Raw genomic sequence first — 21,458 nt, 5'->3', positions numbered from 1 at the left:
GCTGCGGCAGGTTCCCGTTGGAAGGAAGCCCTGCACCTCCGCCGACCGCGAATGCCGTGGTTTCGCCCTGCGCGGCATCGGCGGGGCGGAACCGGGCGGCGCGGCACCCCGATGGCTAGACTAGTGGAAGTTTAAGTCGAAGCGTAGGGCCGCGGACGACACCGCCGGCCACGGAGGGAGATAAGCGCATGTCATTCGAGCATCCGAACAGGAACAACGAGACGATTCGCGATGTCGAACTGGATATCATGAGCCGTCCGCCGGAGCACAACACCACCAATCTCGATCTGGACCGCATGAACCTCATGCTCGACCTGCTGGGGCATCCCGAACAGTCGTTCCGTGTGATCCACATCACCGGCACCAACGGCAAGGGCTCCACCGCCCGCATGGCCGAGGCGATCTGCCGCGCCTACGGGTTGCGCACCGGCCTGTACACCTCGCCGCATCTCGAAAAGGTCAACGAGCGCATCTGCATCGACGGCCAGCAACTGTCGGACGACGATTTCATCGACATCTGGGACCAGACGAAGGACCTCGTGGCCCTCGTCGATGCCAAGATGGCCGAGCAGGGCAAGCCCAAGATGAGCTTCTTCGAGGTGCTCACCGCCATGGCCATCTGGAAGTTCGCGGACGCCCCGGTGGACGTGGCCATCGTGGAGGTCGGCATGGGCGGCCGGTGGGACGCCACCAACGTGCTGGACGCCGACGCCGCCATCATCGGTCCGGTGGATATGGATCACATGCAGTGGCTGGGCGACACGGTCGAGCAGATCGCCGGTGAGAAGGTCGGCATCATCAAGCCCGGCTGCACCGCCATCATCGGCCCGCAGCCGCACGAGGAGGCCGTGATGCCGATCATCGAGGAGGCCGCGGTCCGCAACCACGCCACGCTGGTGCGCGACGGCTACGAGATGAGCGTGACGGACCGCATGCCCGCCGTGGGCGGTCAGGTGGCGACGCTCAACACCCCGGGCGGCACGTACGAGGGCGTTCCGATCGCCAAGTTCGGCGAGCATCAGGCGCATAACGCGCTCGCCGCGCTCGCCGCCGCCGAAGTGGTCCTGCCGATCAACGGTCCACTCGATGGAGATTTGGTGGCCGAGGCGCTGAGCTCGGTCAGGATTCCCGGCCGCATCGAGCAGATCCGCACCTCGCCCACCATCATCCTGGACGGCGGCCACAACGTGAACGCCGCCGAGGCCTTGCGCAGGGCCATCGAGGAGAACTACGACTTCAAGCAGCTCGTCGGCGTGGTGGCCATGATGAAGGACAAGCAGGTCGAGGAGTATCTGGGCGTGCTCGAGCCGATCCTGAGCTCCGTGGTGGTCACCGAGAATTCGTGGCGCGACCGTGTGATGCCGGCCGATGACCTCGAGAAGATCGCCGTCGAGGTGTTCGGTCGCGAGCGCGTGGTCAAGGAACCGAATCTGCCGGACGCCATCCAGACTGCCGTCAACATGGTGGACGCGGAGGACGAGCTCGGCGTGGGCTACGGTCACGGTGTGCTCATCTGCGGCAGCTTCGTGACCGCAGGCGACGCGCGTGCCATGCTCGAGGAGCATGCCAGCCCCACGATGCGGCAGGCCATGGCCATCCACCAGCCCTCCGTCGAGCCGGATGACGACGGGGGTATCGGTGGAGAGCATGCCGACGACGAGCCGGACGGTGCCGATACGCTCGACGATCAGATCGGGCCCGATGATTTCGATGTATTCGACGTGCTTGGCTTGGGCCATCAGCATGATACGGACGCCGGGGCCGACGCGGATGCCGCTGGCGATTCGACCGATTCGACCGATGCTGCCGAGCTGTCCGGTGAGGCCGGCGCGGCCGGCGAAACGAACACGACCGGTGCCACCAACACGAATGGGGCACATGGCACGGACAATCGCGCCGAGTCGTCGGACGGCACCGCCGCGAACGAAGCGGCGTGATTCCATGTGCAACGGGAACGGAATCGTCGGCTTGCCCTTGTCGCCGGACACGCCCGGCGCGCGCGGCATGATCGCGGCCGGGCGTACATCCGGAATCGTGACCGTACGCCCGGTCGCCGGCACATGCTGTGGCATGCGCGCCGGTATGCTCACCGGCACGCGCGGCCCACTCGGATAGCGGAAACGGCCTGACGTCATGTATCTCAAGGAACTCACCCTCAGAGGCTTCAAATCCTTCGCCTCCGCCACCACGTTGCGCTTCGAGCCCGGCATCACCGCGGTCGTGGGACCCAACGGGTCGGGCAAGTCGAACATCGTCGATGCCCTGACCTGGGTGATGGGTGAGCAGGGTGCCAGAAACCTGCGCGGCACGTCGATGGAGGACGTGATCTTCGCCGGCACATCCTCCCGTCCGCCCCTTGGGCGTGCGCAGGTGAGCCTGACCATCGACAACAGCGACCACGCCTTGGATATCGATTACACCGAAGTCACCATCTCGCGCACGATCTTCCGTAACGGCGGGTCCGAATACGCCATCAACGGGTCGGCATGCCGTCTGCTTGACATCCAGGAGCTGCTTTCGGACACCGGACTCGGCCAGCAGATGCATGTGATCGTGGGGCAGGGGCGTCTTGACGCGATTCTCAGGGCCGACCCCTCGGGACACCGCGCCTTCATCGAGGAGGCCGCCGGCATCCTGAAGCATCGCAAGCGCAAGGAACGCGCGTTGCGCAAACTCGCGAACACGGAAGCGAACCTGAACAGGCTGGACGACCTCCTGCGCGAGATTCACCGCCAGCTCGGCCCGCTCGGCAGACAGGCGCGCATCTCCCGACGGGCCGATGCGATCCAGGTCTCCGTCCGTGACGCCCAGGCTCGCCTGTACGCCGACGATGCCCGGCAATCGATGGAACGCCGTACGACGGTTCGTCGGGAACTCGCCGAGGTTCGCACGCAACTGTCCGCCGCGCAGCGGGAACTGGCACAGGTCAAGGTGCGCATCGAGCAGGTGGAGGCGATGAGCTCGGCCTCAAGCCCGGCCATCGCCCAAGCCAACCAGCGGTGGCATGATTTCTCCCAGATCCGTGAGCGACTGCATTCGCTGTCCCAGCTTGCGCAGGAGCGCGAACGGTCGCTTGCCGGGCAAATGGTGACGAACTTCGGGGAGGACCCGGAACTGCTGGTCTCGCGCGCCGAAGAGCTGGAGGCACAGGCCGAACGTCAGGACAGGTCCGTCGCCGATGCGCGTCTCGCCTTCGACAAGGCCACCGAGGAACGCGCCGGTCATGAGAAGCAGCTCGCCGCCGTACGCCAGACGCTCACCGAACTGCGCCGGACCGCGCAGGAACGCGACCAGCGGATCGCCAGGCTCCGCGAGCTCATCGCACGCGAGGAATCGGCGGTCCAGCTGGCCGAAAGCCGCATCGCCGACCATGCCGCGCAGCGCGGGGGGTTGGAACGACAGCTCGCCGACGCCAGAGCACAGCTCGAAACGCTGCAATCGGAAACCGATTCACCCGACGACGACGGGGGAGCGGCGTTGGATGCCGCCCGCGTCCGCCTCGCCGAATGCCGCGACGCGCTCAACGGGCTCACCGAACGCCAGCGGGAGACACAGTCGCGCATCATCTCCCTCAAAGCCAAGGCCGACGCCCTCAACGACACGTTGGACAACCGCAATGCCACCGGTTCGTTGGAACGGGACGCCGGCGTCGCCGCGCTCGGCAGGCTGACCGATTTCATCCGCGTGGCCGACGGTTGGGAAGAGGCCGTGGCTCACGCGCTGGGTCAGTTCGCCGGCGCGATCGTGGTGCCCGAGGCGGGCAACATGCTGCACGCGCTGCAACGGGCCCGCGAGGATCGGCTCGGCAGGGCCGTGGTGCTGACGTCTCACCCGGTGCCCTATCCCGCGTCCCATACCGTGCCCCATGCTGTTGCGCAGGAGGCGCTTCGGCCTTCCGTTCGAGGGGATGGACGCCGGGGCGACGAGCACGATGCCGTCCGGAATGATTCACTATCTGATGATTGGAGTCAGTCGGCCCCGTCCTCACCCTCAACGACAGGAAATGCGACGGATGCGCCGGCCTTGGCCTCGGCGGCTTCGCTGATCGGACCGAACGAGGACGCGCCGGACCTGGCGCAAGCCGAAGCCATTGTCGCGGCGGTGCGTCTGCTGTTGGCCGATACGGTTGCGGAGGAAACCGCCGAGGAGGCGCAGGAAGCCGTCGCTTCCGGCATGGCTTCCCGCGCCGTGACCCGGGATGGGGAGATGTTCTGCAGGGGCGTGGCCGCCGTCGGCGGAGCCTCCGCCGCCCAGTCGGACCTGTCGCTGGCCGCCCGCCGGGATAAGGCTCTGGCACAGGTCAAGGGGCTTGCCTCGCAACTGACCGAGTTGGATGCGCAGGTGACCGATGCGATGTCCGCCTGTGATGAGGCCGCGCGTGTGGTGGACCGGGAATCGGCCAAACGCACGGAAGCCCGGCTGAAGGCCCAGCAGGCGGCGAAATCACTGGAAGCCGCCACGCAGCGGGTCTCCTCTATCGCACGCCAGATCGAGCAGCTGGACGGGCGCATTGCCTCCGTGAAGGAGGAAGGCGACGCGCATCGGCTCAAACTCGACGATCTGACCCGTTCCCTCGACGCGACGCACGGCGGCGAGAACGCCGATGCCGGCTTCGACGAACTGGACGGGCGCGAGCATACGTTGGAACGGGAATTGGGTGAGGCGCGCGACCGTGAGGTCACGGCGAAGATCGCATGGAACGAGGCGAACCGCAAGTCCGAATCGTTGCATCGTCAGGCCGGACTCCTGCGTGACAACGCCAAGGAGGCAGGCGAGAGACGGGCGCGCATCGAAGCGCTCAATGCGCGGCGTCGCGCCGAAATCGATCGATTGCGGCAGGTGCGCGACGATGCCCAGGCGGTGGCGGATATGGTGGGGCGTTCGCTGGCGGCGGTGGAGTCGGAACGCGACCGGTTGCAGGCCGAGGCATCCGGGCATGACGAGGAACTCAGGGCCTTGCGCGCCCGGCGTGACGCCATCGATCCGCAGGTCACCGATCTGACCGGCCGTGAGCATGCGCTGGATGTCAACCGCGAACGATTGGCCACGGAAGCCGGTCAGCTCACCCAGAAGGTGTCCGACGAGTTGGGACTGGGCCTTGATGAGCTGGTTCGCGATTATGGTCCGGATCAGCCGGTGCCCGTGCTGGACGAGAACGGCGAGCCCATGCCTCTGGATGAAGACGGGTCCGCCGCCGAAACCACTGCCGATGGCGCTCCCTCGGCCGGCGTATCAGCGCAGGCTCCCACGCCGCGTATACGGACTGTGCCCTATGACCGCACGGAGCAGAAGAAGCGACTGGAAAAGGCCAAACGTGATCTGGCGGCGCTCGGCAAGGTCAATCCGCTGGCCACCGAGGAGTTCGACGCGCTTGAGGAGCGCAACCGCTACCTCAACGACCAACGCAACGACGTGGCCCAGTCGCGCGATGATCTGATGACCCTCATCAAGGACCTCGATTCCACGATGGTTGAGGTGTTCCGGTCCGCCTTCGAGGACACGGCGGCGGCGTTCGAGCAGGTGTTCGCCACGCTGTTCCCCGGCGGCACAGGGCGGCTGCGTCTTGAGAACCCGGACGATCTGCTCACCACCGGCGTACTGGTGGAGGCCAGCCCCGCCGGCAAGCGGGTCAAGCAGCTGAGCCTGCTGTCCGGCGGCGAACGCTCGCTGACCGCCCTGGCGCTGCTGTTCGCGATCTTCACCGCACGCCCGAGCCCGTTCTATGTGATGGACGAGGTCGAGGCGGCACTGGACGACGTGAACCTCACCCGGCTCATCAATGCGCTCAATGAGCTGCGCGAGCACGCCCAGCTCATCATCATCACCCACCAGCAGCGCACGATGGCCATCGCCGACGCTCTCTATGGCGTGACGATGCGGGCCGACGGCGTCACCGCGGTGATCAGCCAGAAAATGAAGTAGGGACTGGGTTGGCTTGGCGCTTTGCGACGGATTGAGGCCAGTTGTTCGGCGCTTCCTTCGATCAGCTTCTCGGCTCCCCTCAGTCAGCTTCGCTGACAGCTCCCCTCAGAGAAGGGAACCACGGTTGGGGCTTACTTGCGGAGGGCTTTGCGGAGGGACTGGGCGGTGGTCAGCGCCCAGTAGAAGGCCTTCTTGATCGGTACGTCGCGTGCGGGCGGCACCGGGGTGACCTCTTCGGTGAACTTGGTCTTGAACTCGTTGAGACCCTTCAGGGACGGCGCGAAATCGGAGCCGATGCCCATGAGATCGTAGTCGGTGATGCCCTGGGCGCCGAGAATGCAGCACTCGGAATACAGCAGCTTGTCGGTCACATGCAGACGCATCACCTCGTTGCGCATGCCGGCGTAATAGCGCACGGCGCGCGTACCGTTCACCGTCACGATTGACCAGGCCACCACGCGGCCTTCGATGCGCGCGGCGAACACACGGCAATGCTCGGCGCCCAGCGCCTTGATCATATCGGAGTAATCGCTCATCGGCGCCGGACGGAAGCCGTCGCGCTCGCCGGTCTCGACCATCACATCGTAGTATTCGGAGAAGTCGTCGAGCGCCTGCGCGGTCTCGTCGGCCACCTCGGCCGGGCACTCGCGCAGCGACTTGCGCACGTCACGGCGTCCACGCCGCTTCATACGGCCCAGAATCGCCTCGTCGCCGCCGGTCACGTCGATGACCACGGTGAAGTCGTACGGCACGGTGGACAGCACCGGGTGCGTGCCGGCCTCGAACCATGTGTCGATGCGCAGGAACGCCACCTTGCCGTCGGCGCGGCGGACCATGGCGGCAATCGCCTCGATCACCTCGCGCTCCTCGGCCTCGGTGGGCTTGGCCGCCCAGGCGGGGCCATGCACCGAGCGCAGGTAGTGGTAGCCATGGGTCTCGTAATCGGTGAACGAAATCACGGCCACGACCGAGCCGTCGCGCCTGATGAGGAAGTCGCCCCACGGGGTGCGGCCGTCGATGTCCGCTTGGAAATCGGACCAGACCTTGGTCTGCTCGATCGGCAGGGTGATGCCCGCCTCCGCCGCCTCGGCCTCGAGCGTCAGTCCGTCAACTTTGTCCAACGTGATCATTGCAGTTCCTTTATGTTCGTGAAATCCAAGTGTTCGCAATCGCAGGGTGAGTGGTGTCCGGTGTGCCGGGTGCCGGCGGCGTTCCGGGCGCGGACGCCGCCGGGGATCATACGCGGCCACCGCTAGTCATCTCTCAGTTATTGCGGCCGCCAACCCGCAGCCGCCGGCCTTCAACCGTCGGCCCTCAGCCGAAGGGCATGCTGGTGGGGCGGTGCGTCAGCGCGAGGCCGGCTCGCCGATGCCGAGCAGCCGCCGGATGACGTGCCCGTCGCCCTCGTACGGGGCGTGCCGGCCGTCAACCTTGATCCACTGCTCCTCGCCCTTGCCGATGATGAGCAGCACCGTGAGCCGGTCCGCATGGGCGCGGGCGTCCGCGACGGCCTCCTCGATGGCCTTGGCGCGGTCGAGCTCGATGCTGGTGGAGACCTGCGGATTGGTCACGTACCCTTGCATCTCGTGGAGGATGTCGATCATCCGCTCCTTGACCGTGTCCTCCGAGGTCAGGATGATGCGGTCGGCGTACGGCTCGACCCCCCTGATGATGCCTTCGCGCCGGTCGATGGCCTTGTCGCCCACCGACCCGGTGACGACCACGATGCGCGGATCGCGGTCGCGGTACTTGTCCAGCACGAATTCCGACAGCGTCTTCGAACTCACGTAGTTGTGGGCGTAGTCCACGTACGCCACGATGTTACCGGCCTCGAAATGCTCCATGCGGCCGGAGATGCGCACCTGCGCCAACGCCTCGAACGCCGGTTCGCCGACCGTGCCGCCGACCGAGTCGATCAGCGCGATGGCCGCGGCGGCGTTGGCGGCGTTGAACTCGCCCTCCATCGTGAGCCCGCACGCGCCGAGCGTGGTGCCGCGCTTGCTGAAGACGTAACGGGACGGGGCCTCGGGGTCGGCGGTCGCCAGAAAGTCGGCCGTGGCGACCTCGGACACGGACTGGTCCGTCGCGAACGTGACGACCGGCACGCCGGCCAGCGCGGCGTCCTCGCGCAGCAGATCGGCGTGCGCGCAGTCGGCGCCGAGCACCAGCGACTTCGTATGGGCGATGAGCTGACGCTTGCAGTAGAGGTAGTCCTCGAACGTCGGATGCTCGATCGGGCTGATGTGATCGGGGGAGATGTTGAGGAAGGCGGCCGCGTCGAAGTCGAGCCCGTAGACGCGGTCCACCTTGTACGCCTGAGAGGAGACCTCCATGACCAGATACCGCATGCCGTTATCCACGGCCTCGCGCATCATGCGGAAGGCGTCCATCGATTCGGGCGTGGTCAGGTCGGACTCCACGTACGTGCGACCGTCCAGGCAGTTGTCGACCGAGGAGAACAGCGCGGCCCTGCCTCCCGAGATCGCGCCCAGCATCGCCTGCGTGAAGTAGGCGGTGGTGGTCTTGCCCTTGGTGCCGGTGATGCCGATGAGCGTCAGCTCGTCCTGTGGCCGGCCGTAGAATTCGGCGGACAGCAGGCTCATGGCCTTGCGCGAGTCGTTGACGATCAGACCGGGGGCGCGGGTCACCGAGGAGTAATCGGTTTCGGCCATGTAGGCCTGAAGGCCCTTGGCGTCGATGTCGTCCAGATACTCGGCCTTGAACCGGCCCTTGCAGCACAGCAACGTGCCCTCGGCGACCTTGCGGGTGTCGTATGTGATCGCCTCGAACGGGACGTCGGCGGCGTCGATGCGCGAGGCGTCATCGGTCCACATGTCCCCTTGGATGATCTCACGCAGCAGATGGTGTTCCCTGAGCAGCGCGGCGGCGGAAGCCAAAGTCAAAGCCATGAATCGTCTCTCCCTGTTGTTAGCCGATTAGCCATTCTACAGGCGGGGCGACTTATGGCGGGACTCACACGATATCGGCCACGATATGGGCACATGAGCTGGCTAGAATGGGCAGACGTGACGACAAGCGAAACGATCGAGCAATCCGGTGAACCCATGGCGGCCGCCCCCGCGGCGGGGGCAGGCGAGTCCCTGCCGGCCAGGCGCGCCCGGTTCGAGAAGCTCGCCATGCCCGCCGTCAACGCCCTGTACCGGCAGGCGATGAAGCTGACCAACAATCCGGAGGACGCGCAGGACCTCGTGCAGGACACGTTCGAGCGCGGCTTCAAGGCGTTCGACTCGTTCGAGGAGGGGTCCAACTTCGAGGCGTGGATGACCACCATCGAGCGCAACGCCTACTTCAACCAATACGCCAAGGCCAAGCGCCGCCCGCAACGCGCGAACGATTCGACCGGCGAATACGACGACTGGGACATCTACGATGCCGCCGAGCACACCTCCGACGGGCTTAAATCCGCCGAGGAGGAGTATCTTGACGCCTTCGCGCCCGAGGAGATCATGAACGCGCTCGCCAAGCTTTCGCCGGAACGCCGTCAGGTGTTCATCGACGCGGCGATCGACGGCAAGTCCTACCAGCAGGTGGCGGACGAGCAGGGCGTCAAGATCGGCACGGTGATGAGCCGGCTCAACCGCGCCCGCACGCAGCTCAAACGCGAGCTGGCGTCGTACGCACGCGAACGTGGGTATCTGCCGCAGGACGGGGACCGGGCGCGGCAGGGGGAGACCGCGACGCAGCCCGCGCGAAAAGCCTCGGATGTGCCGGGTTCACCATCCGCGAAGTCGGGCGAAAACGGTTCGCGCGGCGAGCGATTCGGCCATAATGGGAATGGTGGGATGGCCGCTGTCGACGACGATGTGCGGTCCGGACAGTCCGGAACGAGCGAATCACAGTCCGCCGCCCCACGACGTGTCGTAGACAATGCCGCGGAACGCACCCATCGCAGGCGAGACCATGCGGGAAAGGAGAACCGATGAACGGTCAGTCCATGGAACATACCCGTCATATCTCCATCACCCGCACCTCGGACGACGGTTCGATTACCAGAACCGAAGTGCATATCACGGAGGTCAGCCATGCGACGGTCGAAGCGGACGGCGGCATGGCGGTGTTTGCGGCCGTGGGCCAAGTGGGTGCCGGTGCTGGCGCTGGTCGCCGTGTTGGTGCCGCGAATGACGGTGCCGAGGAATCCGATATGGGCGGCATGTCCGGCGGAGACGATGCCGGGGATACCGTCGATGCCGCCGATACCGGCAAGTGTTTCGACCCGACCAGCTGTTGCAGTGCACGGGAGCAGGCGATGATCGCCGCATTGCGCGCCTATCTGCGCCCCGAGGTCGCCCCGGAGTGCCTGATGGCCAAGCTCAAGGCCACGCTCGACCACTGCTGCGGCGAGGACGGGAAGAGGTAGACGTTAGGCGGCGCCGCGCTGCGTGGACGTTGGGCCATCGCCATGCGGTGCCTGCCGGTATGGGATGGCCCATGATGTAGGGATTTGCCCACGGTGTAGGGAATTTCACACGATGTAGGGAATCCCCCATGATGTAGGGACGCAAAACGGCGGAATTCCGCCAATCGTACAAATCCGCTCCCTACATGGTGGGGGATTCCCTACATGGTGGGTACTTCCCTACACCGTGGGGCCCGAGGAAAGTGGCCCGGAGATATGAGAAAAGCCCACCCGAATTGAACGGGTGGGCTTTTGACATTCCGAAATACGCCAGGATCAGGTGTTCGGGCGCTTGCCGTGGTTGGCAGCCTTCTTGCGACGATCCCTGCGCTTACGTCCGCGCATGCCCATGATGGACTCCTTTGCTAAATAAAAAATTGAGCATTCGGCATTATGACACAATCCCCGGACCCAGTGCAACACGAGTGTCATTTCCATCTGCAAGAGAGAATGACACCCGTGTGAGGTTGCCGGCATCATGCGGGCTTTCCGCAACGTGGTGGGAAAGGCTCACATGATGCCGGCAACAGAGCATCTGATCCGGGCCGGGGATGAATCTCAGTGCTGCTCGGCCTTGATGAACAGCTTGGTGGTGCTGGAAGCGCCGGGCTTGAGCACGATGAGGTCCTTGCCGGTGTTGAAGGCGTTGGCGTACGCGGTCTGCGGCTCGACGGCGGTGCCTGCCGGGTGCATGAACGCCGGGAAGCCGGTGCCCGTGCACACCTGGAACGAGGTGACGGTCTCGTCGCCGCCGACCTTGATCACCAGACCGTCGGGGCGGGTGAAGGTGGCGGTCACGGAACCGTCGGCATCGCGCTTCAGATCGGTCCAGGCGTCGTCGAACGGCTGCTCGGTGAGCAGCGGGTTGTCGTTGAGATCGTACTTCGTGCCGGCCACCGGTTCGGTGCCGGTCGGGATGAGGTTCTCGTCGACGGTCACATGGGTTTCGGCGGGCACGGTCAGATGGCACTGGGCGTTGTGGCCGTCAATCTCGTCGCCGTAGCCGTTGAAGCCGTTGTCGAGCCACGGGTGGATGGCCAGCGCCCACGGGGCGTCCACGTCGCCGTCGTTCTGGGCGGTCACGGTGATGTGCAGGCCATCCGCGTCCAGCTCGTGCGTGGCGGTCACGGTCACGTCGAACGGGTAGCCGAGCAGGAACGGCGCACGCCAGGACTGGGTCACGGAGGTCTCGGTCAGGGACTCGAGCTTCCAGAACGAGCGGTAGCCGTATCCGTGGATGGCGGTGTTGCGGTCGTGCTCGTCAATCGGCAGCGTGTAGGTCTTGCCTTCGAATTCGTAGGTGCCGCCGGCGATGCGGTTCGGGAACGGCACCAGCAGCTGGCCGTGGCAGCAGGTGACCGGGTCGTCCGGTCCGAGCGGCACGATCACGTTCTTGCCCTGATAGGTGACCTTGCGCATGGTGGCGCCCAGCTCGGTGATCACGGCGGCGTAATCGCCATAGGAAATGCTGTACTGCTGGCCGGTGCGCGGCGTCTTGTTCGTCATAGAATCACTCCCGTAGTGAGATGTGTAATGGGTCGGCAACCGATTGTTACCGCTAACGCACCAGTCTAGCGTGACTTGGGTGCATTTGCGCCGGGTTGCATGGCCGTTTCCCGAATCGGTCTCACGCCGCGTCTTCCGTCCGCGGATTCGTCCGTATGCCATGGATTCACTCCATGGATTCCTGCCATAAGATTCATGCCATAGACTGGAGGCCGGCACGAACGATAAGGAGACCTGATGACCAAATGTGTGGTGCTGGCGGACCCGCGCGGGTTCTGCGCGGGCGTGGACCGGGCGATCCTCACGGTCCGGACGATTCTCAGGGCCGCGGAATCGGCCGGGAAGCTGCATCGCGGCGACGGACTGCCGCCCGTCTACGTGCGCCGTCAGATCGTGCACAACCGGCATGTGGTCGAGGACCTGGCCGCCCAGGGCGCCGTATTCGTGCAGGAGTTGGGGGAGATTCCGGACGAGGCGGCCGCGGCCGGTATTCCGGTGGTGTTTTCCGCCCACGGCGTATCGCCCGAGGTCAAGCGGGAGGCCGACCGCCGGGGCATGTACGTGGTGGATGCCACCTGCCCGCTGGTGGGCAAGGTGCATCGTGAGGTGCTGCGGTTCGTGCGCGAGGGATACGAGATCGTCTACATCGGCCATCGCGGTCACGACGAGGCGGTCGGCGTGGTGGGGGAGAGCCCCGAACATGTGCATCTCATCGAACACGAATCGGATGTGGATTCGCTGGACTTCACCCCGGACACGAAACTGGTGCTGCTTTCCCAGACCACGTTGAGCGTGGACGAGACGGCCGGTACGATCGCCGCGCTCAAGGCCCGGTTCCCCTGGATTGAGGAGCCGCCGAGCTCGGACATCTGCTATGCCACGTCGAACCGTCAGGCCGCGGTCAAGCTGGTGGCGCAGCGGTCGGACTGCGTCGTCATCGTCGGCTCGGCGAACTCGTCGAACTCCGTGCGGCTGATGGAGGTGGCCCAGGAGGGATTGGGCGGTCGTGGCCGCGCCTACCGGGTCGATGACGCCGGTGAGCTGGATCGCGCATGGTTCGAGGGTGTCGAGGCGGTGGGCGTCTCGTCCGGCGCCTCGGTTCCCGACGAATTGGTGTCGGGCGTCATCGAGACGCTGCATGGATGGGGATTCACCGGCGTGGAATCGGTCGAGACCATCAAGGAGACGATGCATTTCGTGCTGCCGCCGCAGGTGCGTGCACTCGCCAAGGCCGAGCGAGGGGACTAATGAAGGCTAATAAGGCTGATCGATAGGCCGGATGCCATATAGGTCGGATGGTTGGCCGGATAATCGCGTTCGTTTCGGTCGTCGCCGCATTTCGGGGTGCCTCCCGCGCTACGATAGTTGATGAGAAGACGGGCGATCATCGGGAGGGATGAGGCGTATGCGATTCTGCACCAATTGCGGGGCGAGGCTTGGCGACGGCGATCGGTTCTGTGTGCAATGCGGGCAGGAGCGTGACGACTGGCCCGTACAGGGTGCCGATCAGGCCGTGCAGCCGGTTCCGGCAACGCAGGCGGCGCAATTCGGACCGTCCGCGCAGGTTGCCGCACCGTCCGTCGCACAGGCAGGAGAGTCCGCACGGTCCGGCTCCGGTGATTTGGCTTCACAGCCCACGATGATTGATGCCTCGGCCATGCAGACGATTGCCCCGCCGGTGGTCCCGCAGACAGCGGTTCCCCAGCCGGCCGTCGCGGCCCTGCCCTCGGCGGTGCAGTCCGGATACGGCGCATCCTCCGCACTTCCGGCACCCCAGCCGATTTCCGGTGCTGCGGGTTCCGGCAATCCGGCTTCCGGGGCCTCAGCTCCGGGCACGAAGGACGGCAAAGGCAACAAGGGACTCATCATCGCAATCATCGTCGCCGCAGTTGTTGCCGTGGCGCTCATCGGCGCATTGCTGTGGGTGCTGGTGATTCATCCGCGTACGGCTACCGGCGTCGGCGGCGAGGTGCAATCCTCCGCGCAGACGCAGGCCGGCGCGGACGGCCAGCAGGGTGACACGGAGGAATCCAAGGTCTGCGACAAGGTGCCTGATTTCGCCATCACATCGCATACCATGCATGACACTGATCTGGTGGTCAAACTCACGGTCACGGCATCTTGCGGGACCGACAGCGCGCTCAAGCTCGACAACGACGCCGTGCGTATCACCGTGAAGGACGGCGATGACACCTACGCCGATGCGGTCTACGATTTCTCGAGCGATCCGGTGAGCGCGAAGGCGGGGGAGGATGGCGAGGCCACAATCACCTTCGTCAAGTCCCAATACTGGTTCATACCGGATCAGGCCAGCTGGTCCGATCTGACCGTGACCGGCGAGCTCGACGCCGAAGCACAGGGCGGCAAGGCCAGCGCCGGGAACGCTGATGATGTCACCGGTGCGGACGCCATGGACCAGAACGACCGCGAACAGGTCGCCAAGGCCGCCATCGACCGGCAGATCGCGCACGACAAGTCGGCGGTGAGCGATCTGGGCAGCTCCTACACCACGCAGCTGTCCAGTAAGCAGCTCAACATGCAGGCGGACGGCAAGACCTGGACCTATCAGGACATCTGGCAGCAGTTCGCCGATCTCAAGGCCAAGTGGTCCAACGCGTTGTTCCTGTGGTCTGGCGACTGGTCCAAGTACCAGAGCAGCGGCACCGCCGACTACTACGTGATTCTCTCCGGCGAACGCTTTGGCAGCGTGGACGACGGCTGGAACTGGTGCAGCGCCAACAACTTCGGCAAGAACGACTGCATGCCCATCAGCGTGCAGTGACTTTGCGGATGTGCGAGCCGCATCCATAGAGATCGATAACAGTGGTGGTCTGTTTCGTAATTGGTTGAGTGGTGCTGGACCTTCTCTGACGAGGGGTTGTCAGCGGAAGTTGACTGGGGGAGAGACAGGAGCGGAGACCCCAATTATTTATGAGACGGACCACTAAGCGCCGGACCGGTCGACATGGGGCCGCTACCGACCAAAACCGACCCCTTAGTTCTACATTCTCCTTGGCAGGAACCTCTCGCACCTCACCACGTACCGATCGGGGCGGCGACGGCGTTCAACACCTTGAGCAGATCCTGCGGGTGCACGCCGACGGACAGGCCGCGCTTGCCGCCGGAGACCAGGATCTCGTCGAACTGCAGCGCGCTCTCGTCCAGCACGGTCTTATGCCTGGTCTTCTGGCCGAGCGGCGAGATGCCGCCCACCACGTACCCGGATTCGCGCATGGCCACCTTCGGATCGGCCATCGCGGCCTTTTTGGCGCCTACCGCGGCCGCCAAGGCCTTGAGGTCCATGTGTCCGCTCACCGGGACCACGCCCACCACGCGCTCCGAGCCGGTGTCCGCCATCAGCGTCTTGAACACCTGATGCTCGTCGAAGCCGAGCTTGGTGGCGGCCTCCACGCCGTAGCCGTCATCCATGTGATCGTTCGAGTGCTCGTACTCGTAGACGTGGAATTCCACGCCGGCCTTCTCCAACTGCACGGTCGCCGGAGTGGAACCCGCGCCCTTGTCATGCTTGCTTTTCTTTGCCATGGTCTCTGTTCTACTACGAAACGGTCATAACGGGCGAATAACGGCACGGTTGGTGGATGCCGCGCGCGGCGCATCCGTACGTGCAGAACGAGCTGACGCGTGAAGCGAGTAAATTCGTCAACGAAATTCTGATGCGGCGTACTACCTGGTCCGTGAAGCGGGCCTAAGGGATAGTCGTTTTGTCAACACGAATACCGGGGCAGGCCGCCGGAAACGTCCACATACGAGGAAACCCCCGCACGAGGCGGGGGTTTCATGCATTTCAGGGTTCGTCAGGAACCTTCAGCACTGCCGTTCGGCGAGGCTCACTCGGAGATCTCGGCGAAGTACAGCAGGGTACGGATCATGTTGGAGGTGAAGCCGTACTCGTTGTCGTAGAAGGAGACGGTGCGAGCCAGGGTCAGGCCGTCGATGTTGTTCACGTCGGTCTGGGTCGGGTCGAACACGCCACCGTGGGTGTCGCCGAGGATGTCGGAGGACACGATGCCCTCATCGTTGTAGCCGTAGTAGTCGGTGTTGGAGAAGGCTTCCTTGAAGGCGGCGTTGATCTCGTCAGCGGTGACTTCCTTCTCGAGGACGGTGGTCAGCTCGGTGACGGAGCCATCCGGAACCTGAACGCGCTGGGCGTGGCCCTGCAGCTTGCCGTTCACGGACGGAACGACCTTGCCGATGGCCTTGGCGGCGCCGGTGGAGTGGGCGATGGTGTTGATGCCAGCGGCGCGCAGGTTGCGGCCGGACTTGGTGCCACGCGGGCCATCCAGCAGCATCTGGGTGCCGGTGTAGGCGTGGATGGTGGTCATGAAGCCGGCGCGGATGCCGAACTTTTCGTCCAGCAGCTTGACCATGGCAGCCATGGAGTTGGTGGTGCAGGAGCCGGCGGACACGATGTTGTCGGAGGCCTTGAGAATGTCGTGGTTCACACCGAACACGACGGTCGGGGTGGTGTCGTCCTTGGCCGGGGCGGAGATGAGGACCTTCTTGGCGCCGGCGTTCAGGTGGGCCTGGGACTTCTCGGCGGAGGTGTAGAAGCCGGTGCACTCGAGCACGAACTCGACACCGTCGTTCTTGACCCACGGGATGTTGTTGGCGTCCTTCTCGGCGTAGACCTTGTATTCCTTGCCGTCAACCACGATGGAGTCCTCGGTGGCCTTGACGTCGACCGGGGTGCCGTCGTCGTGGCGGAAGGTGCCGTGGGTGGAGTCGTACTTCAGCAGGTAAGCCAGGGTGGCCGGGGTGGTCAGATCGTTGATGGCGGCAACCTCGATGTCACCAGCCTGGCCGCCGCGAGCCTGCAGCTCGAAGATGCGACGGAAGGCGAGACGACCAATGCGACCGAAGCCGTTGATACCAATCTTAACTGTCATGTAATTCTCCCTTGTAGGGTGGCCATGGTGCATTCGCACACACCGGGCCATTGTTTACCAACGCTTGTTACTTTAATGCCTTGTCTGTACACAAGGCAACGTTTTCACCTGCGTTTTGGGTAAAAATGTCCGATTTTCTGTGAGCGTTCACAATCCGTTACTCCGAAGGCCGAATGATGGTCGCCTTCGCAGCGGTCTCACCTCACCAGCAGTGCTGACACCTCGGTGTCCAGTTCGCCGATGCCCTCGGCCTCCTCGCGCGTGAAGGAGCGGAACCGACTCATCTGCGGCGCCGGGACCTCGGAGGGGAAGGTGACGACCAGCGTGCCGTCTCCCACCGACACCGAGGACGCCACGCCGTCGCGGAACTCGTTGCTGAGGCCCAGCGCCATCGCGTTGGTGAGCGTGCCGTGCAGGAGCTCGTACTTGAGTCCCGGTTCGTTCACGTCGCGGGAGACGTCGGAATGGGAGAAGACCGAAATCATATGGCCGGCCTCCGGCACCGGGTGCGCCGCGAACGACAGCTCGCCGTCGCAGATCGCGGTGATGACCGTGCCGTCGCCGTGCAGGTAGCCGATGGCGCCGTGCCGTGCCAGCAGGGCCATGAGCTGGATGTTCGCCAGCGTATGGTCCATGCGTCCGCCGAGCCCGCCCCAGATGTGGAATTCGCGGTATCCCGCCGCCCAGCCGATCTTCAGGGCGGAGAGCATGTCCGGGTCGTCCTTGAGCGGCGGCAGCGTCACCGTGCGCGTGCCGGCGTCGGGCCGTCCGCCTTCGAGCGAGTCGAAATCGCCCACCACCACGTCGGGCGTGAGGCCCAACGCACGGACATGGTCCAAGCCGCCGTCCGCTGCCACCACATACGCGCCGGCCGATACCGCCAACGCTCGGGCCACGTCGCCGTAGTATTCGCCGGCGCCGAACACGGCGCAGACCTTCCCATTGCCACTTGCTGCTGTTTCGTTCGATGTTTCGCTCATACGGCCACTGTAGCCGTCGGTGGTGCGAATCGAATACCTCCCGGTGGCCTGTTTCGTGCCTTCATGGGCCGCTACGGCGTTTTCTCGTTGTCGGAAGTCGGGAAAATAACCGGCTAGGCCGGTTGAGGGATTTCTCATGCAAGCCGTCGAGACAAGAGCGTGGCGGGAGGAATGCTGATAGGCTTTCCCCTCAGAACAGTTGTCGTGAGGCAGGGGGGGAGCGGAGTATGGCGCACATCACCGAGGCAAGCGAGAGGCCGATTCTCAAGTCGAAGGTCTTCCTGTATGTCACCGAGTTCTTCTCCGGCATGTCCGTGATGGCCGCCGAACTGGGCGCCTCGCGCCTGCTCGCGCCATATTTCTCCAGCTCGCAGATCGTCTGGACCATCATCATCGGCACCATCATGATCGCGCTCGCCCTAGGCGCGGTGTTCGGCGGCCGTTGGGCGGATCGCGACCCGAACCCGGACAAGCTCTACATGCGCATCATGGTGGCGGCCGTGTGGATCGCGCTGATCCCACTGGTGGGCAAGTACCTGATCCTGCTGATCTCCGGCCTACTCATCGTCACGGTCTCCACGAACTTCCTCATCATCGCCGCGTTCATCTCCTGCGCCATCATCTTCGTGCCGCCGCTGTTCCTGCTGGGCACGGTGACCGCCGGGCTCAACAAGTTCGCCACGACCTCGCTCGAGGACAACGCCTCCGTGGTGGGCAGACTGTCCGCGTGCAACACCATCGGCTCGATCCTGGGCACCTTCCTGCCGACCTTCGTGACGATTCCCGCCGTGGGCACGTTCGTGAGCTTCCTCATCTTCTCCGGCGTGCTGCTGGTCATCCCGATCGTGTACTTCATCTCCATCCGGGCCCGCCGCGTGGCGTGCGCGGTGTCGGCCGTGATTTTCGTGGCCACGAGCTGCGTCTCGCCGCTGACCGGCTTCGCGTTCTGGGAGACCAACCTCGCTTATGAGGGAGAGTCCATCTACAACTACCTGCAGGTCAAGAACCTTTCCGACCGCACCATCCTGTCCACCAACGTGCTGTTCGGCGTGCAATCCGTCACGATGAAGGACAAGGGGCTGACCGGCATGTACTACGACACCGCGCTCGCCGCGCCGGCGCTCGCGGACAAAGCCGATTCCGCGCTGATCCTCGGCATGGGCACAGGCACCTACGCACGGCAGCTGAGGCAGTACTACCCCGATATGAAGGTCACCGGGGTGGAGATTGACCAGAAGATCACCGACCTGGCGGTCCGCTATTTCGACGAGCCGGGCGATGTGCCCGTCTCCACCTATGACGGTCGCGCATGGCTCGCCGCCTCGCGCGAGAAGTACGACGTGATCATGGTCGATGCATATCAGGACATCACTATCCCCTTCCAGATGAGTTCGGACGAGTTCTTCTCGATGGTGCGCGAGCACCTCAATCCGGGCGGTGTGATGGTGGTCAACATGAACATGGTCTCGGACGGCGCGGGTTCAATCAATGAGTCGTTGCAGACCACGATCGCCAACACGTTCAATGGCGACTGCAGGGTCGGCACCACGTATACGGCTGACGTGCCGAACACCACGAACCGCGAGCTGTTCGCCAAGGCGCCCACCGCCAACGAGCTTGCGCAGTATGGGGATTGCAGCGATGCGTCGCGCGGGACGGGAGCGATCGGCGGCTCCTCCAAGCCGATCCGCAGCACCATGCACGAGGACATGAGCGCCGATTCGCTGCGGGCAGCCACATGGAACCGCACGAACGATGGCGCGCTCGCCGCCTACATGTCCGAAGTGGCGGGCCGGATGACGCCGGTGGCCGATCCGGTGGCCGGCAGTACCGATGGCTCGCTGATTCTCACGGACGACAAGGCGCCCGTCGAGGTGCTGGGCATGCGCGCCATCGACCAGATCATCGCCGAGGAGGCCGGTCCGTACCGCGAGATTCTGCGCACAGAAGGCTTGGGCGGTCTGCTGCGCGCGGTGCAGTGAGCCGTCGAGACGGACTGCGATTTCATGCGCCTGTCGGGCTATCGCGGGCTACGGCGAGTTACTATCGTGCATTGAGGATGGATGGGATGCGGATTGCGACACGCGGCATACAACAGTCCGGCCTTATGGTAGACTTCTCATTTGGCTTGAGAAATCAAGAAAGCGGGGCAACCCCACCTGGAAGCCTTTCACGGCTTCGGGTTCAAGGCAACAGCCTACCGATTGCTAGTGATGTCTTGCGATATCGCAGTCGGATGTGATTCATGATGAATCGCGAATGACATGAAGCGGACGCCGATGGCGTTGGCTTGCGTTTGCCGTGAACCTGATGCATGGAAGACTCCCACTGGAAGCCTCGTGAGGAACAGTAGAGGATTGGAGTCATCATCAGCGACGAACCACGCATTAACGACGAGATTCGCGTCCCGCAGGTACGCCTGATCGGCCCTAAGGGTGAGCAGGTTGGCGTCATCGCGACCACCGTCGCGCTGAACCTGGCCAAGGAGGCAAACCTCGATCTCGTCGAGGTGGCCCCGAACGCGAAGCCTCCGGTCGCCAAGCTCATCGATTACGGCAAGTTCAAGTACAACGAGAAGATCAAGGCTCGCGAAGCCCGCCGCAACCAGAGCACCGCGGAAATCAAGGAGATTCGTTTCCGCCTCAAGATCGACGACCACGATTTCGACGTGAAGAAGGGTCATGTGACCCGATTCCTCAGCGGCGGAGACAAGGTCAAGGTCACTATCATGCTGCGAGGCCGCGAGATCTCCCGCCCGATCGGCGGTGTGGAACTGCTGCAGCGTCTGGCCGACGATGTGGCGGAATTCGGCACCATCGAGTCCAAGCCGAAGCAGGAGGGTCGCAACATCATCATGACCCTCGCGCCGAAGGGCAAGAAGGTGCACACCCAGTCCGAGCAGCGCCGTCGCGGTGCGGAATCCCGCGCCGAACGTCAGGCCCGCCAGGCCGCGCGCCTGGCCGCCAAGCAGGAGGCGCAGGCCCAAGCCCAGGCCGCGGCCAAGGCCTCGGTTTCCCCGAACACTTCCGATTTGAAGAAGCAAACCAGCAAGGAGGGCAGCAATGCCGAAGATGAAAACTAATTCCGCCGCTTCCAAGCGCGCCAAGATCACCGGCACCGGCAAGGTGAAGCACGTCGGTTCCGCCATGCGCCACAACCTTGAGCACAAGTCCGCTCGCCAGCGTCGCGCCCTGTCCGCCGACGACGTCCTGCGCGGTGGCCAGACCAAGAAGATCAAGACGCTGCTGGCCAAGTGAGCTTAGGGCCCACACGGAAACAACAAGACTTTAGAAAGCTGAGGAAATAGATTATGGCACGTGTCAAGCGCGCAGTGAACGCCCACAAGAAGCGTCGCGTCGTTCTCGAGAGGGCTTCCGGTTACCGCGGCCAGCGCTCCCGTCTGTACCGCAAGGCCAAGGAGCAGCTGCTTCACTCCTTTAACTACAACTTCCGCGACCGCAAGGCTCGCAAGGGCGACTTCCGCAAGCTGTGGATCCAGCGTATCAACGCCGCCGTCCGCGCTGAGGGCATCACCTACAACCGCTTCATCCAGGGCCTGAAGCTGGCCGGCATCGAGCTGGACCGCCGCGCTCTCGCCGAGCTGGCCGTCTCCGATCCGGACACCTTCAAGACCATCGTGGACGCCGCCAAGGCCGCCCTGCCTGAGGACGTCAACGCTCCTGCCGAGGCGTGAAACGAACAGTCCAGTGGACTGCATCTTTGACA

The 21,458-nt window shown here is 64.4% G+C and carries 16 protein-coding genes and 1 pseudogene; 10 read left to right on the top strand and 7 right to left on the bottom strand.

Annotated features, from left to right (window positions below):
* Nucleotides 1-188: 188 nt before the first annotated feature.
* Together BG22_RS04950 and BG22_RS04945 are read left to right on the top strand one after the other, a co-directional pair.
* Nucleotides 189-1,811, top strand: a pseudogene (locus BG22_RS04950) (bifunctional folylpolyglutamate synthase/dihydrofolate synthase); the annotation flags it as partial.
* Nucleotides 1,812-2,133: 322 nt separating this feature from the next.
* Nucleotides 2,134-5,922 (top strand): chromosome segregation SMC family protein, encoded by a 3,789-nt coding sequence (locus tag BG22_RS04945; protein ID WP_140493780.1) that lies wholly within the window; start codon nucleotides 2,134-2,136, stop codon nucleotides 5,920-5,922.
* A 131-nt stretch (nucleotides 5,923-6,053) separates the two neighbouring features.
* Here the strand turns inward: BG22_RS04945 and BG22_RS04940 are convergent, their stop codons facing one another.
* Together BG22_RS04940 and BG22_RS04935 are read right to left on the bottom strand one after the other, a co-directional pair.
* Nucleotides 6,054-7,052, bottom strand: a complete 999-nt coding sequence (locus BG22_RS04940; RefSeq protein WP_140493778.1) for a GNAT family N-acetyltransferase — start codon at nucleotides 7,050-7,052, stop codon at nucleotides 6,054-6,056.
* Between the two features lie 216 nt (nucleotides 7,053-7,268).
* Nucleotides 7,269-8,831, bottom strand: a complete 1,563-nt coding sequence (locus tag BG22_RS04935; protein WP_140493776.1) for a UDP-N-acetylmuramoyl-L-alanyl-D-glutamate--2,6-diaminopimelate ligase — start codon at nucleotides 8,829-8,831, stop codon at nucleotides 7,269-7,271.
* Nucleotides 8,832-8,987: 156 nt separating this feature from the next.
* Here BG22_RS04935 and BG22_RS04930 point away from each other — a divergent pair, with 156 nt between their 5' ends.
* Nucleotides 8,988-9,866 (top strand): sigma-70 family RNA polymerase sigma factor, encoded by an 879-nt coding sequence (locus tag BG22_RS04930; RefSeq protein WP_375137697.1) that lies wholly within the window; start codon nucleotides 8,988-8,990, stop codon nucleotides 9,864-9,866.
* A gap of 227 nt (nucleotides 9,867-10,093) precedes the next feature.
* Nucleotides 10,094-10,300, top strand: coding sequence for a hypothetical protein (locus BG22_RS11440; RefSeq protein WP_375137696.1), 207 nt, complete (start codon nucleotides 10,094-10,096; stop codon nucleotides 10,298-10,300).
* A gap of 315 nt (nucleotides 10,301-10,615) precedes the next feature.
* Here BG22_RS11440 and BG22_RS11435 read toward each other — a convergent pair whose 3' ends face one another.
* Together BG22_RS11435 and BG22_RS04920 are read right to left on the bottom strand one after the other, a co-directional pair.
* Nucleotides 10,616-10,690: a 50S ribosomal protein bL37 gene (locus BG22_RS11435; protein WP_099327425.1), complete on the bottom strand. Its 75-nt coding sequence runs from the start codon at nucleotides 10,688-10,690 to the stop codon at nucleotides 10,616-10,618.
* A 207-nt stretch (nucleotides 10,691-10,897) separates the two neighbouring features.
* A complete protein-coding gene (locus BG22_RS04920; RefSeq protein ID WP_094667470.1) occupies nucleotides 10,898-11,845 on the bottom strand; it encodes an aldose 1-epimerase family protein in 948 nt (315 codons plus the stop codon).
* A gap of 237 nt (nucleotides 11,846-12,082) precedes the next feature.
* Between BG22_RS04920 and BG22_RS04915 the strand changes: the two genes are divergently transcribed.
* Nucleotides 12,083-13,093, top strand: coding sequence for a 4-hydroxy-3-methylbut-2-enyl diphosphate reductase (locus BG22_RS04915; protein WP_140493774.1), 1,011 nt, complete (start codon nucleotides 12,083-12,085; stop codon nucleotides 13,091-13,093).
* 157 nt (nucleotides 13,094-13,250) lie between these two features.
* Nucleotides 13,251-14,627, top strand: coding sequence for a zinc ribbon domain-containing protein (locus tag BG22_RS04910; protein WP_158216951.1), 1,377 nt, complete (start codon nucleotides 13,251-13,253; stop codon nucleotides 14,625-14,627).
* Between the two features lie 251 nt (nucleotides 14,628-14,878).
* Here the strand turns inward: BG22_RS04910 and ybaK are convergent, their stop codons facing one another.
* The 3 genes from ybaK to BG22_RS04895 form a co-directional block, all read right to left on the bottom strand.
* A complete protein-coding gene (gene ybaK, locus BG22_RS04905; RefSeq protein ID WP_094667472.1) occupies nucleotides 14,879-15,388 on the bottom strand; it encodes a Cys-tRNA(Pro) deacylase in 510 nt (169 codons plus the stop codon).
* Between the two features lie 305 nt (nucleotides 15,389-15,693).
* Complete coding sequence (gene gap / locus BG22_RS04900) at nucleotides 15,694-16,752, bottom strand: type I glyceraldehyde-3-phosphate dehydrogenase (RefSeq protein WP_140493770.1); 1,059 nt, start codon at nucleotides 16,750-16,752, stop codon at nucleotides 15,694-15,696.
* 197 nt (nucleotides 16,753-16,949) lie between these two features.
* Entirely contained in the window at nucleotides 16,950-17,732 is a 783-nt protein-coding gene (locus BG22_RS04895; protein ID WP_140493768.1) for a thiamine diphosphokinase, read from the bottom strand.
* Between the two features lie 227 nt (nucleotides 17,733-17,959).
* Here BG22_RS04895 and BG22_RS10830 point away from each other — a divergent pair, with 227 nt between their 5' ends.
* The 4 genes from BG22_RS10830 (at nucleotide 17,960) to rplT (ending at nucleotide 21,426) form a co-directional block, all read left to right on the top strand.
* Nucleotides 17,960-19,714: a spermidine synthase gene (locus BG22_RS10830; RefSeq protein ID WP_258186209.1), complete on the top strand. Its 1,755-nt coding sequence runs from the start codon at nucleotides 17,960-17,962 to the stop codon at nucleotides 19,712-19,714.
* Nucleotides 19,715-20,088: 374 nt separating this feature from the next.
* Nucleotides 20,089-20,814 carry a translation initiation factor IF-3 gene (gene infC, locus BG22_RS04885; protein ID WP_094667476.1) on the top strand — a complete coding sequence of 242 codons (726 nt, stop codon included), beginning with the start codon at nucleotides 20,089-20,091 and terminating at the stop codon, nucleotides 20,812-20,814.
* Nucleotides 20,795-20,989 carry a 50S ribosomal protein L35 gene (gene rpmI / locus BG22_RS04880; RefSeq protein WP_094667477.1) on the top strand — a complete coding sequence of 65 codons (195 nt, stop codon included), beginning with the start codon at nucleotides 20,795-20,797 and terminating at the stop codon, nucleotides 20,987-20,989. Before infC ends, rpmI begins: the two co-directional genes overlap by 20 nt.
* 53 nt (nucleotides 20,990-21,042) lie before the next feature.
* Nucleotides 21,043-21,426, top strand: coding sequence for a 50S ribosomal protein L20 (gene rplT / locus BG22_RS04875; RefSeq protein ID WP_094667478.1), 384 nt, complete (start codon nucleotides 21,043-21,045; stop codon nucleotides 21,424-21,426).
* Nucleotides 21,427-21,458 lie beyond the last annotated feature (32 nt).

This window comes from Bifidobacterium sp. UTBIF-78, assembly GCF_006408945.1.
Classification (GTDB): domain Bacteria; phylum Actinomycetota; class Actinomycetes; order Actinomycetales; family Bifidobacteriaceae; genus Bifidobacterium; species Bifidobacterium myosotis.
This window is presented reverse-complemented; position numbering and strand designations above follow the sequence as displayed.

What these genes read in the sequence shown, in the direction of transcription:
- BG22_RS04895 (WP_140493768.1), bottom strand. Translation starts at nt 17,732, where the DNA reads ATGAGCGAAACATCGAACGAAACAGCAGCAAGTGGCAATGGGAAGGTC.
- BG22_RS11440 (WP_375137696.1), top strand. Translation starts at nt 10,094, where the DNA reads ATGTCCGGCGGAGACGATGCCGGGGATACCGTCGATGCCGCCGATACC.
- BG22_RS04920 (WP_094667470.1), bottom strand. Translation starts at nt 11,845, where the DNA reads ATGACGAACAAGACGCCGCGCACCGGCCAGCAGTACAGCATTTCCTAT.
- BG22_RS04910 (WP_158216951.1), top strand. Translation starts at nt 13,251, where the DNA reads ATGCGATTCTGCACCAATTGCGGGGCGAGGCTTGGCGACGGCGATCGG.
- BG22_RS10830 (WP_258186209.1), top strand. Translation starts at nt 17,960, where the DNA reads ATGGCGCACATCACCGAGGCAAGCGAGAGGCCGATTCTCAAGTCGAAG.
- gap (WP_140493770.1), bottom strand. Translation starts at nt 16,752, where the DNA reads ATGACAGTTAAGATTGGTATCAACGGCTTCGGTCGCATTGGTCGTCTC.
- BG22_RS04935 (WP_140493776.1), bottom strand. Translation starts at nt 8,831, where the DNA reads ATGGCTTTGACTTTGGCTTCCGCCGCCGCGCTGCTCAGGGAACACCAT.
- rpmI (WP_094667477.1), top strand. Translation starts at nt 20,795, where the DNA reads ATGCCGAAGATGAAAACTAATTCCGCCGCTTCCAAGCGCGCCAAGATC.
- ybaK (WP_094667472.1), bottom strand. Translation starts at nt 15,388, where the DNA reads ATGGCAAAGAAAAGCAAGCATGACAAGGGCGCGGGTTCCACTCCGGCG.
- BG22_RS04940 (WP_140493778.1), bottom strand. Translation starts at nt 7,052, where the DNA reads ATGATCACGTTGGACAAAGTTGACGGACTGACGCTCGAGGCCGAGGCG.
- rplT (WP_094667478.1), top strand. Translation starts at nt 21,043, where the DNA reads ATGGCACGTGTCAAGCGCGCAGTGAACGCCCACAAGAAGCGTCGCGTC.
- BG22_RS04915 (WP_140493774.1), top strand. Translation starts at nt 12,083, where the DNA reads ATGACCAAATGTGTGGTGCTGGCGGACCCGCGCGGGTTCTGCGCGGGC.
- BG22_RS04945 (WP_140493780.1), top strand. Translation starts at nt 2,134, where the DNA reads ATGTATCTCAAGGAACTCACCCTCAGAGGCTTCAAATCCTTCGCCTCC.
- BG22_RS04930 (WP_375137697.1), top strand. Translation starts at nt 8,988, where the DNA reads ATGGCGGCCGCCCCCGCGGCGGGGGCAGGCGAGTCCCTGCCGGCCAGG.